The organism is Aeromonas sp. 159 (assembly GCF_963862045.1).
Classification (GTDB): Bacteria; Pseudomonadota; Gammaproteobacteria; order Enterobacterales; family Aeromonadaceae; genus Aeromonas; species Aeromonas veronii.
The window spans coordinates 19,567-33,191 of sequence record NZ_CAWLMI010000082.1; the positions used below are offsets into that span (position 1 = coordinate 19,567).

At 61.6% G+C, this 13,625-nt stretch carries 9 protein-coding genes; 1 reads left to right on the forward strand and 8 read right to left on the reverse strand.

All coding sequences use genetic code 11. The features are described from left to right. The first annotated feature begins 82 nt into the window (after nt 1-82). Nucleotides 83-1,000, forward strand: a complete 918-nt coding sequence (locus AACR14_RS13970) for an ABC transporter substrate-binding protein (protein WP_019446611.1) — start codon at nt 83-85, stop codon at nt 998-1,000. 117 nt (nt 1,001-1,117) lie between these two features. On the opposite strand, the gene AACR14_RS13975 is transcribed toward AACR14_RS13970, so the two are convergent. The 8 genes from AACR14_RS13975 to xthA all read right to left on the reverse strand — a co-directional run bounded on the left by AACR14_RS13975 (nt 1,118) and on the right by xthA (nt 13,478). Then, complete coding sequence (locus AACR14_RS13975) at nt 1,118-1,471, reverse strand: copper-binding protein (RefSeq protein WP_019446612.1); 354 nt, start codon at nt 1,469-1,471, stop codon at nt 1,118-1,120. Nucleotides 1,472-1,515: 44 nt separating this feature from the next. Further along, nucleotides 1,516-4,650, reverse strand: a complete 3,135-nt coding sequence (locus AACR14_RS13980; protein ID WP_019446613.1) for an efflux RND transporter permease subunit — start codon at nt 4,648-4,650, stop codon at nt 1,516-1,518. A gap of 73 nt (nt 4,651-4,723) precedes the next feature. Further along, entirely contained in the window at nt 4,724-6,256 is a 1,533-nt protein-coding gene (locus tag AACR14_RS13985; RefSeq protein WP_019446614.1) for an efflux RND transporter periplasmic adaptor subunit, read from the reverse strand. 272 nt (nt 6,257-6,528) lie between these two features. Next, nucleotides 6,529-7,029, reverse strand: a complete 501-nt coding sequence (locus AACR14_RS13990) for a hypothetical protein (RefSeq protein ID WP_019446615.1) — start codon at nt 7,027-7,029, stop codon at nt 6,529-6,531. Nucleotides 7,030-7,086: 57 nt separating this feature from the next. After that, a complete protein-coding gene (locus AACR14_RS13995) occupies nt 7,087-7,839 on the reverse strand; it encodes a substrate-binding periplasmic protein (protein ID WP_019446616.1) in 753 nt (250 codons plus the stop codon). Nucleotides 7,840-7,955: 116 nt separating this feature from the next. Next, a complete protein-coding gene (locus AACR14_RS14000) occupies nt 7,956-11,066 on the reverse strand; it encodes an efflux RND transporter permease subunit (RefSeq protein WP_019446617.1) in 3,111 nt (1,036 codons plus the stop codon). A 9-nt stretch (nt 11,067-11,075) separates the two neighbouring features. Next, complete coding sequence (locus tag AACR14_RS14005) at nt 11,076-12,275, reverse strand: efflux RND transporter periplasmic adaptor subunit (RefSeq protein ID WP_005353223.1); 1,200 nt, start codon at nt 12,273-12,275, stop codon at nt 11,076-11,078. Between the two features lie 396 nt (nt 12,276-12,671). Further along, nucleotides 12,672-13,478, reverse strand: coding sequence for an exodeoxyribonuclease III (gene xthA / locus AACR14_RS14010; protein WP_005337776.1), 807 nt, complete (start codon nt 13,476-13,478; stop codon nt 12,672-12,674). Nucleotides 13,479-13,625: the final 147 nt, after the last annotated feature.

Sequence of the window (13,625 nt, forward strand, 5' to 3'; positions counted from 1 at the left end):
TCATATGGGCCTGTTCTGTGGGCTCACCGAGTGTATCCACGCGGCCGATTATCCGGGCCGTGCAACGAGAAGGAGTGAGATGATGAAGCGTTTTGCCGCCCTGGCAGCAGCCATCCTGATGCTGGCCGCGCCGCTGGTTCAGGCGCAGGAGATGCGTGAAGTGACCGATGCGTTTGGCCAGAAGGTGCAGGTGCCAGCCCAGCCAACGCGGGTGGTGGTGCTGAGCGAGCTGGAACTCGACAGTACCCTGACCCTGGGGCTGACCCCCATCGGCGCCGTCAATGGCCGTGGTCAACCTACCTTGCCCCGCTACTTGCTGAACAAGGCGGATATGGGGATCCAGGTGATCGGCGATCTCGACAGCCCCAATCTGGAGTCGCTGATTGCGCTGGAGCCCGACCTTATCCTGACCGGCCAGACCCGTCCCGAGCTGCTGACCTTGCTGGGGGAGATCGCGCCGACCGTGGTGACCAGCAAGTGGGGTGAGCCGTGGCAGGACAGCTTCCGCCGCACCGCCCACACCCTTAACCGCGACCAGCAAGGGGATACTTTCTTGCTGCAGTATGCCGAGCGGTTGACTCAGGCCCGCAGCAAGCTGGCCAAGCATCAGGGGGAGAGCATCAGCATAGTGCGCTGGAACCCCAAGGGGCCGAGCTTTATGTATCAGGGCACCTTTGCCAGCAGCGTAGTGGAGTCGATGGGGCTGGTGCGTCCGGACAAACAACAGGGGACTGGCGCGCCCCACTCACCGGCGCTCAGTCTGGAGTCCCTCAACCTGCTGGATGCTGACTGGCTGGTGGTCGGCACTCTGAGCGCCAGCGGTGATGCGGTGGATGCCATGCGTCAGGCGGAGCAGACCCCGGCGTTCCAGCAGCTGCCGGTGATCAAGGCCAAGCGCTTTGGCGCCGTGGACGGGTCGCTCTGGACCTCCAGCGGCGGCCCGCAGGCGGCTCTCAAGGTGATCGAGGATGTGGAGCAGTTGCTGGAAACCCGCAGCTGAGTGCAATGCGCACCAGAGGTTGACCCAACGAACAGGTTGAGCAAAAGAAGAGGGAGGCTGATGCCTCCCTCTTGCGTTGTCACTGTCTATCGTGACCTCTTGGCGAGCCAGAGCCGTTTATTGCGGCTGGATGGCTGTCACTGTGAGCTTGCCGCTCTGGCTTTCGGCATGAAAGTGGATGGCATCCCCCACCTTCAGCCCCTTGAGCTGTGCCGGATCTGCCACTCGAAAGACCATGGTCATGGGGGGCATCTTGAGATTCTCGATCGCCTCGTGCTTGATGCCGACCTTGCCGCTCCCCTCATCGAGGCGGGTAATGACCCCCTTGGTCATCACCATTGCGCCCTGTTCGCTCATCTCACCCGTCTGGCTCATATCGTGCCCTTCATGGTGCATCATCTCCTCGGCCTGCAGGTTGGTCTGGGTGGCAAGGCCAAGCAGCAGGGTCAGGGTCAGTGTTTTGTAGTTCATGATGGTTTCCTTATCGTTCAGTCAATATGGATCGTGAAATCGGGTTATTCGGCTTGTTGGTTCACTCTCTTGCCAAGGCTGCGGCTGCGCCATAGGTAGTAGGCGGCGGGCAGCACCAGTAGGGTCAGCACCAGCGCGCTCACCATGCCGCCGATCATGGGGGCGGCGATGCGCTGCATCACCTCGGAGCCGGTGCCGTGGCTCCACATGATGGGCAACAGGCCGGCGATGATGGTGACCACCGTCATCATCTTGGGGCGCAGGCGCAGGGCGGCGCCGTGGATCACCGCCCGGTGCAGCCCCGCCTGGTCCGGCTTGCCGCTGGCCACGAGGTCATCCCAGGCGTGGTTGAGGTAGACCAGCATCAAGACGCCGGTCTCCACCGCCACCCCCGCCAGGGCAATAAAGCCAACACCTACGGCGACTGACAGGTTGAAGTCGAGCAACCAGAGGGTCCAAATCCCGCCCACCACCGCCAGCGGCAAGGTGGTGAGAATGAGCAGCACCTCCTGGAAGCGGCGAAACGCCAGATAGAGCAGCAGCACTATGATGGCGACCGTGAGCGGCACCACGTAGGCGAGGCGCGCCTTGGCCCGCTCCATGTATTCGAACTGACCGGACCAGGTGAGGGCGTAGCCCGCCGGCAGCACCAGCTGCTTGTCCACCTCGGCCTTGGCCTGTGCCACGAAAGAGCCGATGTCGCGGCCGCGAATGTCGACGTAGACCCAGCCGTTGAGGCGCGCGTTTTCACTGCGCAGCATGGGGGCCTCGTCGCTGATGTAGACCCGGGCCACGTCCGCCAGCGCGATGCGGGCGCCGCTCGGGGTCACCAGCGGCAAGAGCTCCAGGCTGGCCACCGAATCGCGATAGCTCTGGGGATAGCGCAGGTTGATGGGGTAACGCTCGCGCCCCTCGATGGTCTGCCCCACCTCCATGCCGCCCACCGCGGTGGCGAGCACCGCCTGTACGTCAGCGATGTTGAGGCCGTAACGGGCCGCCTTGAGCCGGTCGATATCCACCTTGACGTAGCGGCCACCGGCTACCCGCTCGGCGTAGACCGATGAGGCGCCCTCCACCTTGCCGACGATCTTTTCCAGCTGCTGGCCGAGTTGCTGGATCACCTTGAGGTCCGGCCCCGCAATCTTGATGCCCACCGGGGTCTTGATGCCGGTGGCCAGCATGTCGATGCGGGTCTTGATGGGGGGCACCCAGGCGTTGGTGAGGCCGGGGAAGCGGATGAGGGAGTCGAGCTCCTCTTTCAGCTTCTCCGGAGTCATGCCGGGACGCCACTGGTCGCGAGGCTTGAGCTGGATGCTGGTCTCCATCATCACCAGATCGGCGGGGTCGGTGGCTGATTCGGCGCGCCCCGCCTTGCCGAACACGTTCTGCACTTCGGGCACGGTGCGAATGAGCTTGTCGGTCTGCTGCAAAATCTCCCGCGCCTTGCCCACCGAGATATTGGCCGCGGTGGTGGGCATGTACATGATGTCCCCCTCATCGAGCGGCGGAATGAACTCGGAGCCGAGGTACTTGAGCGGCCAGAAGCCCGCCACCGTCACCACGGCGGCGATGGCCAGGGTGGTTTTCGGACGGGCCAGCACGGCCTTGAGCAGTGGCACATAGCCCTGACTTAGCCAGCGGTTGAGCGGATTGGCCTGCTCCGCCAGCACCTTGCCACGGATGAAGTAACCCATGATCACCGGCACCAGCGTGATGGCGAGCCCGGCCGCGGCCGCCATGGCGTAGGTCTTGGTGTAGGCGAGGGGGTGGAACATCCGCCCCTCCTGCGCCTCCAGCGCAAACACTGGCAGGAAGCTGATGGTGATGATCAGCAGGGAGAAGAAGATGGCGGGCCCCACCTCGATGCTCGCCTCGGTGATGATGCGCCAGCGGTTCTTGTCCGTTAATGCTTCCCGCTCCATGTGTTTGTGGACGTTCTCGATCATCACGATGGCGCCATCCACCATGGCGCCGATGGCGATGGCGATGGCGATGCCCCCGAGCGACATGATGTTGGCGTTGATCCCCTGCAGGTGCATGACGATAAAGGCCACCAGAATGGCGATGGGCAGGGTGATGACCACCACCAGTGACGAGCGCAGGTGGAACAGGAAGGCGAGGCAGACCAGCACCACCACGGCGAACTCCTCCAGCAGCTTGCCGGAGAGGTTGTCGATGGCGCGCTGGATAAGGTCGGATCGATCATAGACGGTGACGATCTCTACTCCTTCCGGCAGGCTGCTTTTCAGCTCCGCCAGCCGTGCCTTGACCCCGTCGATGGTGTGCTGGGCATTCTCGCCGTAGCGCATGACGATGATGCCACCGACCACTTCTCCTTCGCCGTTGAGCTCGGCAATACCGCGCCGGCTCTGGGGGCCGGTGACCACATCCGCCACATCGCCGAGCAGCAGCGGGGCGCCGCGTACCGTGGTGCCGAGCGGAATCTGCTTCAGATCCTCGACGCTTTTCAGATAGCCGTTGGAGCGCACCATGTACTCCGCTTCCGCCATCTCGATGACGGAGGCACCTGTCTCCTGATTGCCCTGTTTGATGGCGGTCTCGATAAGGGAGAGCGGAATGCCGTAGGCGCGCAGCTTGTCCGGATCGACCCGCACCTGATACTGGCGCACCATGCCGCCGACTGTGGCAACTTCGGAGACCCCCTCCACCGTCTGCAACTCGTACTTGAGGAACCAGTTTTGCAGGGAGGTGAGCTGGCTGAGGTCATGCTTGCCTGTTTTGTCCACCAGCGCGTACTGATAGACCCAGCCCACCCCGGTGGCGTCCGGGCCGAGCTGGGGGCGGGCGGAGGCGGGCAGGTTGGGGGCCACCTGACTCAAATACTCCAGCACCCGGGCGCGGGCCCAGTAGAGGTCGGTGTTGTCGTCAAACAGCACATAGACGAAGGAGTCGCCGAAGAAGGAGTAGCCGCGCACCGTGGTGGCCCCCGGCACCGCCAGCATGGCGGTGGTGAGCGGGTAGGTCACCTGATCCTCCACCACCTGAGGCGCCTGGCCCGGATAGGAAGTCTTGATGATCACCTGCACATCGGAGAGATCCGGCAGGGCATCCACCGGGGTTTGCTTGACCGACCAGAGCCCCCAGGCGGTGAGCATGAGGGTCAACAGCAGCACCAGAAAGCGGTTGCCCACGGACCAGCGAATGATGGAGGGGATCATGATTCGGCTCCTTGCTTATTTGGTGCAGAGAGCGGAGAGCGGTTGCCTGTCAGGCAGCAAATGATGGCAGGGATCATGACTTCTTCTCCATCTCGGGCATCGCCATCTGATGCTGGCTATGGTCCATGCCTTCCATCTTCTCCATCTTATCCGACGCAGGCTTGGCGTCGCCGTCAGTGGCGGGAGCCTTCTCCTGATGGATGCTGGTGATGCGGTACTCATCCCCCTCCTGCATCACCTGCAGATGGAGGGTCTGTCCCTCGGCCAGCTTGCTGATGTCGACCCCGTTTGCCACGGTGAACTCCATCTCCATGGCGGGCCACTGCCACTCGGGGATGGGCTGGTGGGAGACCATCAGGGTGCGGTTGGCCAGATCGATGCTTTCAACCTCGCCTTGGGTCCACACCTGGGCGGGGCGCACCGCCGTCATGCGCTGGAAGTCCGAATCGATGGCCGATTCGGAGTCGAGCAGAAACTGGGCCGAGCTGACGATGTCGTCCCCCGCTTCAACTCCCTCCCGGATGGCAACCTTGTCGCCAAACTGTGGGCCCAGGGTGACGGCGACCGACTTGAAGCTGCCATCCCCCAGTGCCAGCACCAGCCGGTCCTGGCTGCCGGTACGGATCACCGCTTCGCTCGGTACCACCAGCCGGGGTTCGCCCAGCCCGGTGCGAATGCTCACCTTGGCGAACATATTGGGCTTCAGGAACTCGTCCGGGTTGGCAAAGCGCAGCCGTACCTTGAGAGTACGGGTGGCAGCATCCAGGGTCGGGTAGAGGTAATCGACCCGGCCCTGCCAGTGGCGGCCGGGGGCGTAGTCGAGGGTCATGGTGACCGGATCGCCCACCTTCAGCTGGGCGGCCTGGCGCTCGAACACCTCGGCGCTCACCCACACTTGCTTGAGGGTGCTGATGTTAAACAGCGCTGCGGCGGGCTCCACATACTGGCCTTCACGCACTTTGAGCTCGGAAACATAACCGCTGCTCGGGGCATAGATACGCACAGTCTCCTGCACCTGTCGGCTGCGCTTGAGGGCCGCTATCTGATCCGCCGGCACCTGCAGGGACTTGAGCTTGCCCTCGGCGGCGCGCAGCAGCAGGGGGTTGGCGGTGTTGAGCGCCAGCAGGTATTCGTGCTGGGCATTGACCAGATCCGGGGCGTAGAGCTCGTAAATCAGGCTCCCCTTGCTCACCTGCTGCCCCTCACTCTTGATGGCGAGGGTGCGGATCCAGCCTGCCATGCGGGCGTTGACCGCCTCCAGCCGGTCCTCGTCATAGCCGACGTAGCCCACCGTCTCGATCTGCTGGTGGATGGGGAGCTTCTCCACCTTGGCGAGCCGTACCCCCAGGTTCTGCTGGATCTCGGGGCTGATGGTGACAGTGCCCGGCGAGCCGCCCTGTTTTTCCTCATAGACGGGGATGAAGTCCATCCCCATGTTGTCCTTGGCGGGGGCATCGCGCTTGTCGCGCGGATCCATGGGGTTGACCCAGTAGAGCGGCGTCTTCTCCTTGGCTGCAGTGCCAGTTGTGGTCTGTTTGGCGGCCCAGTAGCCGCCACCGGCGCCGAGGGCCAGCAGCAGGGCCGATACCAGAAGTTTCTGGCTCATCGCACACCCCCACTCAGTGGCAGGGGGACAAGGTTCTTGGCGGCGATAAGGCCAGTAACAGGGACAAGTGACATCATATCTCTTCTCTTGTGCAGGCCGCCGGATGGGAGATGGACAAGGCATCACCCAAGGGATTGGCGGCAAACGGGGCGCAGCTGTATCAGCGCGCACGGCTCCCTGCGAGCGGGCCGGTTTGGCCGGGGCACAGGGTCAGGCAAGGCGGCAGGAAACGGGCAAGCCGAGGCTTGCCGCTGCCGCAAGAGAAGCGCTTTCTAGTGGCGCAACACCGACAGCATCAGGTGTCGGCGTGGCCAGGAGGGGGGATGGGTACCGCGGGATCGCAGGAAGGGATCCCGCAACCAGTTATCAAGCAGTGCAGTTGCGACGTTGTTGCCAAGCAGCATGGGGAAGATCAGCAGGGCGACCAATACACCCAGTAGAGCCATCGCGCCGAAGGAGAGGGCATTGACGCCGGTCTGCATCTGGCACTCATCGCCCATGGCTGACCCCTCGTCTCCCTGATGGCAGGAGAGAGGCATGACATCGCCCGGGTGATCCATTGCGGGCATTGCATGAGAGATATCGTCATCCGCCATCGCCATGGATGAATCGAACATCACCATCGACTGGGCCCTGTTTGGGGTCGGCTCGGAGGAGAGGGGAGAACCATGCCAGCTGATGCAGAGGGTCAGATTGCAGACGAGCAGCAGCGCCAGCAATAGCCGGGCCAGAGCAACAGAGGGCAATCTTGCAGCAAGCTGGGTGAGTGACAATCCTGACATCCTTAGGGGGCAAGTTGCCAAACTCTAAACCTTGCTCGCAGGAGAAGGTCAAGGCTTCTGCTGGCGCTGCTGTTGCAGGTAAAGGTCACTGTATTTCTCCAGCAGCTGGTCTATCCACTGACTCATGCCCGGCGCTTGCAGCATGGTCTCCAGTTGTTCGAGGGTGTCAAGATGGGGGGATTGCAGTGAAACAGAAATATAGAGCTCACCGCGCTGCAGTGGCCACTGCAGATCAGCCATTCCGCTGCTCGGGTAATTTTCGCTCAAAAACAGGCGGCCGGAAGAGCGGCCATAGGGAACGAAGTCGACCCGATCACTGGCCAGCAGGCCAAATACCTGCTTGAGGGAGTTGACCCTGTAGATACGGGTATTCGCTTGCAAAAAATCATCCATTTCGCTGCCAAGGCTGACGCCTATCATCATGGCTCCCCGCAGTCCGGTCAGATCCTCCCGTCGCTGCAGCAAGCAGCTTCCGGGTTGGCGCACGAACACCGCCATGTCATTGATGGCCATGGGCGTTCGGGTAAAGCGGGAGTAGTGTGCTCTCTCTTCGTTGAGCAGCGCACAGATATTGATGTCGACCTCTCCTTTCGCCACTTTCTGCTGACAGCGGGCCCAGGGGCCCACATAGGAGAGATCCATATTGAAACCCAACCGTTGATAGAGGGTACTGACGACTTCGGCACAAACGCCGATTATCTTGCCATCGCTCAGCCAGTTCCAGGGGGGATAATCGTGATGACCACAGGCGGAGAGGGTAGTGGTCGTCAAGGTCGTCGCGAGCCAGAGCTGAGCCAGCATATCCGGATCCTGTGCAAAAAAGTCTCGATGTGTGTCATTGAAGCACACCGCAGACAAAAAAATACCCCCGCACGGGCGGGGGTAGTTTGTTATCGGTGGAACGCCTAGGTAGAGCGTTACTGCTTGGCGCGCTTTTCCGATCCTCTCATGATGAGGCGGAAGAAGAGCGGGATAAAGAAGATGGCGATAAAGGTGGCCGCCAGCATGCCGCCGATGACCGGCCAGCCGAGGGCGTGACGGCTTGCCGCACCGGCGCCGCTGGAGGTGACCAGCGGCACGCAGCCGAGGATGAAGGCGAGCGAGGTCATCACGATGGGGCGAAAACGCAGGCGTGCCGCCTCCAGTGCCGACTCGATGAGGCTCATCCCCTCTTCGTGCTTCATCACCGCGAACTCCACGATCAGGATGGCGTTCTTGGCGGCAAGGCCGACCAGGGTCACCAGCCCGATCTGGAAGTAGACGTTGTTGGTCAGCCCCACCAGCCAGGTGGCGAGCAGGGCACCGAACAGGGCGAACGGTACGGCGGTGATCACCGCAAACGGCAGGCTCCAGCGTTCATACTGGGCGGCCAGAATGAGGAAGATCATCACGATACCGAAACCAAAGGCCATGCCTGCGCTGCCTGCGGCCGCTTTCTCCTGATAGGCGGAGCCGGTCCACTCCAGCTTGGCGTCGTTGCCAAGAGCCTCATTGGCGACCTCTTCTAGCGCGGCGATGGCCTGACCCGAGCTGTAGCCGGGGGCGGGCTGGGCCATGATCTTGGCGGCCTGGAAGATGTTGAAGCGTTCGACCAGTTCGGGGCCGGTGGCATCACGCACCGTCACCAGACTGCTGAGCGGGATCATCTCCCCCTTGTCGGAACGGACATAGACGTTGCGGATGTCGCTCTTCTTGGCGCGGTAGTCGGCCTCGGACTGCAACTGCACCCGGTAGGTACGGCCGAACTGGTTGAAGTCGTTGACATAGACCTGGCCGAAGGTGGCCTGCATGGTGTCGAACACCGCGTTGATGGGCAGCCCAAGCGCCTTGGCTTTTTCGCGATCCAGGTCGAGATAGACCTGCGGTACGTTGGCGCGGTAGGTGCTGGTGACGCTGGCAAACTCCGGGCGCGCCTTGGCAGCTTCGAGGAAGCGCTGCACTTCGCCTGAGAAGGCCTGGGCGTTGCCGGTGCCACGGTTTTGCAGATAGGCCTCAAGGCCACCTGTGGTGGACATCCCCTGAATGGGGGGCGGGTTGAAGGAGGCGACAAAGCCATCCGCCAGCCCCATCAGGCTCAAGCCCTGGAAGGTCTTGGCCAGCGAGAAGGAGTCCTGCCCGGCCCCCTGACGCTCGCTCCAGTCCTTCAGGGTAATGAAGGTCATGCCGCTGTTGCTGATGATGGCATTGGAGAGAATGTCAAAGCCCGAGAAGGTGATCACATCCTTCACATGGGGGTTGGCCATGGCGATCTTGTCGAACTGATCCGCCACCGCCTGGGTCCGGCTCATCGCGGCCGCATCCGGCAGCATGACGGCGGAGATGAGGTAGCCCTGATCTTCGTTCGGTACCAGTTCGCCCGGCACTTTCAGGAAGAGGCTGTAGATGGAGAGGATCAGCACGGCGATGATGGCAAAGGCGACCCCCACCCGACGGTTGAGGAAGGCCACACCCCGCACATAGCCGCGGGTCAGCTGGTCAAATTTTTCGTTGAACCAGACGAAGAAGCGGGCCGGTTTGTGGTGTCCCTCTTTCAGCAACACGGCACAGAGGGCCGGGGAGAGAGTCAGTGCCACCAGACCGGAGATGGCGACCGAGACCGCGACCGTGATGGCGAACTGCTTGTACATCACCCCTGTCATGCCGCCCATAAAGGCGACCGGCAGGAACACGGCGCAGAGCACCAGCACGATGGCGACCACCGGACCGGAGACCTCCTGCATGGCGAGGATGGCAGCCTCTTTGGCGGAGCACTTCTTCTCGCTCATGATCCGCTCGACGTTCTCGAGCACCACGATGGCGTCATCCACCACGATGCCGATGGCGAGCACCATGCCGAACAGGGTCAGCAGGTTGATGGAGAAGCCGAGCACCAGCATGCCGGCGAAAGTCCCGATGAGCGACACCGGCACCGCGATACAGGGGATCAGGGTGGCGCGGAAGTTCTGCAGGAACAGATAGACCACCACGAACACCAGTACGATCGCCTCGAACAGGGTGTGTACCACCTCTTCGATGGAGATCTTCACGAACTCGGTGGTGTCGTAGGGGATCTGGTACTCGATATCCTGCGGGAAGCGCTCCTTGAGTCGCTCCATGGTGGCGTGTACCGCATCGGCAACCGCGACGGCGTTGGCGCCCGGTTGCAGATAGGTGGCGATACCGATGGCCGGTTTGCCGTTGGCGCGGGCCACCAGATCATAATCCTTGCCCCCCAGCTCGACCCGGGCGACATCGCGGACCCGGATCTTGGAGCCATCGGGCATGGAGCGGACGATGATGTTCTGGAACTCCTTCACATCCTCAAGGCGCCCCTTGGTCTGCACCGTGTAGGTGAAGTCGATGGGGGCCGTGGTGGGTTGGGCACCGATCTTGCCCGCCGCGAACTGGGTATTCTGCTCGCGAATGGCGCCAATCACGTCGCTCGGGGTGAGCTCGAGCTGGGCCAGTCGATCCGGTCGCAGCCAGATACGCATGGCATAGTCGGTACCGCCAAACAGAGTGGTATCACCGATGCCAGGAATCCGCTTGAGCTCGTCGATGATGTTGAGCAGGGCGTAGTTCGACAGATAGGTGGTATCAAACGAGCCATTCGGTGACTGGAGGGTGACCACCTGCAGGATGGAGGTCGATTTCTTCTTGACCGTCACCCCCTGCTTTTTCACCTCTTCCGGCAGCTGGGCCATGGCGGCCGAGACCCGGTTGTTGACGTTGATGGTGGCCTGATCCGGGTCGGTGCCGATCTCGAAGTAGACGTTGAGGTTCATCTGGCCGTTGGAGGCCGACCCCGACTGCATGTAGATCATCCGCTCTACGCCGTTGATCTGCTGCTCCAGCGGCGCTGCCACGGTCTGGGAGATCACCTCCGGGGTTGCGCCCGGATAAAACGCCGTGACCGAGACCACCGGCGGGGTGATCTGGGGATATTGCTCGATGGGGAGCGCCCGCATCGCCGCCAACCCGCCCAGCACGATAATGATCGAAATCACGCTGGCGAAGATGGGGCGTTCTATGAAGAACTTGGAAAACATACGGGCTCCTTACTTGGCCGCAGACTGGCTGACCACCTTGCCGGTGATCGCCTTCATCTCGTCGGCAGAGACAGGTTTCACCACAGCGCCGGGGCGAGCCTTCATCAAGCCTTCGACGATATAGCGCTCACCTGCCTGCAGGCCGCTCTCGATCAGCACGCCGGAGTCGACTGCCGCGCCCAGGGTCACCGGACGGGGCACCACCTTGTTGTCGGCATCGACCACCATCACCATGCGGTCAGCCTGGGACTGGACGATGGCGCGCGGCGGCACCACGATGGCATTTTTGCGGGTGCCCAGATCGATGGTCATGCGGACAAACTGGCCCGGCAGCAGTACGCCGTCCTTGTTGTCGAAGATGGCGCGGGCACGGATGGTGCCGGTCTGCGGATCGACCCGGTTGTCGGAGAAGTTGAGCTTGCCCGCCTCCGGATAGAGGGAGCCATCGGCCAGACGGATATGGGTGCGCCAGGTGGTGGCATCCTTCGCTTCAATCACTCCTTTCTTTACCGAGTTTTCGAAGTTGAGGCGATCCTGCTCCGAGTAGGAGAAGTTGACGTAGAGCGGATCAAACTGGGTGATGGTGGTGAGCAGGCCGTTGTCGCCGCTGGTGGAGATAAGGCTCCCCTCGGACTGGGAGCTCTTGCTCGCCATGCCGTTGATGGGGGCGGTCACCTGGGTGTAGCTGAGGTTGAGCTCCGCCTCTTTCACCTTAGCCTGAGCGGCCTGATGGCTGGCGATGGCCGCTTCGTAGTTGGCGATGGTGTCGTCATAGTCCTTGCGACTCACCACCTGACGCTTGAAGAGGGGAATGATGCGATCCCGGTCGGCACGGGCCTTGTTGAGACGGGCCTGCTCCTGAGCCAAGGTCCCTTTGGCCTGCTCCAGTGCCACCTTGTAGGGCTCAGGGTCAATCAGAAACAGCTCCTGACCGGCGGTAACCGGCTGGCCTTCCACATAAGTGCGCTTGAGCAGGATGCCACTGACCCGGGAGCGCACATCGATCTCGCGAAAACCGGCGGTCTCTCCCACCATCTCGGTGGTGAGCGGCACATCGGTCAGCTTGACCTCGGCGACCACCACAGGGACGGCGGGCATGGTCTGTGCCGTCTGGGTCGTCTCGCCGCCACAGGCACTCAGACCGCTGATCAGCGCCAGGGTCAGCAAGCTGCGTTTGTAAACCTCTCTTCCGGCATTGGGCACCTTCATCATCACACTCCTGTTGGATCGATTTCGGCTGCTGCGTTCAGCATGTTTCTCCATACACATCATTAACTTCATGATTAAAAAAACAACTTCTTTATGATTGGAATGGGAGATGATAGGACGGCAACCTTGAACACAACCTTCTCAAAGTGGCAATTAGGGTTGCCGATTGACGAAAAAAGTCTGACTTTTCCGATTTGGGCGGGGGCTTCGGGGATGTTCATCCCGGGCCAGGGCTCTTCGCAACCGTATCACGCCAGCCACTCCTTGCTGCAAAAAATAAGGTGCCATAAGGCACCTTTTCTTCATGGGTTTTTTACGCCCTTTTATCGCAGGCAACCGCGAGCCGCTTCACAGTTTACGAATTCGTCGCGGTTCATCGGTTAATCTTGCGCCGCATCAGGCAAAGCAGGCCCAGATGGGTGCGTGGTCGGAGGGTTTCTCGATGCCGCGCAGCTCGTAGTCGATACCGGTCTCGGTCACCTTGTCCTTGAGAGCATCGGAGGCCATGATGAGGTCGATGCGCAGGCCACGGTTCTCGTCAAAGCCCTTGGAGCGGTAGTCAAACCAGGAGAAACGCTCGCACTCGGTGGGGTTGGCGGCGCGGAAGGTGTCGGTGAGACCGAACCCTTTCAGTCGCTCCATCCATTCGCGTTCGATGGGCAGGAAGGAGCATTTGCCATCCCGCAGCCAGCGTTTGCGGTTTGCCTCGCCGATGCCGATGTCGAGATCGGTGGGGGAGATATTCATATCCCCGATCAGCACCAGCTGGTCGTCCGGGGTGTGGTTGGTCTCGAGGTAGTGCTGCAGATCCTCGTAGAACTTCTGCTTGGCCGGGAACTTGGTCTCGTGATCCTGACTTTCACCCTGCGGGAAGTAGCCATTCATCACCTTGATGAGGGAGCCGTCTTCGCGCTCGAAGGTGGCCATGATCATCCGGCGCTGGGCCTCTTCGTCATCGGTGGGGAAGCCTTTCTCCACCTTGACCGGCTTCTGCTTGCTCATGATGGCCACCCCGTAGTGGGCCTTCTGGCCGTGAAACTCCACGTGATAGCCCATGGCCTCCACATCGGCCAGCGGGAAGGCTTCATCGTGCACCTTGATCTCCTGCAGGCCGATCACATCGGGCTGGTGCTTGTCGATGATGGCTTGCAGCTGGTGCAGACGGGCGCGCAGGCCGTTGATATTGAAAGAGATGATCTTCATGTCCGGGATGCTCATGTCATTTTTATAAGTGGCTATTGGACTAGGAATCGGCGGTGGATGCAAGTTCGGGGGCTGTGACTGGTGCAGCTGCTTGGTAATCTGTTTACGATCCGTCGCGAGAGGCTGTCAGCAAGGTGAAGCGCAGCG

Excerpts from the sequence above, each read along its gene's own strand:
- AACR14_RS14000 (WP_019446617.1), bottom strand. The coding sequence starts at position 11,066 with ATGTTTTCCAAGTTCTTCATAGAACGCCCCATCTTCGCCAGCGTGATT.
- AACR14_RS13980 (WP_019446613.1), bottom strand. The coding sequence starts at position 4,650 with ATGATCCCCTCCATCATTCGCTGGTCCGTGGGCAACCGCTTTCTGGTG.
- AACR14_RS13985 (WP_019446614.1), bottom strand. The coding sequence starts at position 6,256 with ATGAGCCAGAAACTTCTGGTATCGGCCCTGCTGCTGGCCCTCGGCGCC.
- AACR14_RS13975 (WP_019446612.1), bottom strand. The coding sequence starts at position 1,471 with ATGAACTACAAAACACTGACCCTGACCCTGCTGCTTGGCCTTGCCACC.
- AACR14_RS14005 (WP_005353223.1), bottom strand. The coding sequence starts at position 12,275 with ATGAAGGTGCCCAATGCCGGAAGAGAGGTTTACAAACGCAGCTTGCTG.
- AACR14_RS13970 (WP_019446611.1), top strand. The coding sequence starts at position 83 with ATGAAGCGTTTTGCCGCCCTGGCAGCAGCCATCCTGATGCTGGCCGCG.
- AACR14_RS13995 (WP_019446616.1), bottom strand. The coding sequence starts at position 7,839 with ATGCTGGCTCAGCTCTGGCTCGCGACGACCTTGACGACCACTACCCTC.
- xthA (WP_005337776.1), bottom strand. The coding sequence starts at position 13,478 with ATGAAGATCATCTCTTTCAATATCAACGGCCTGCGCGCCCGTCTGCAC.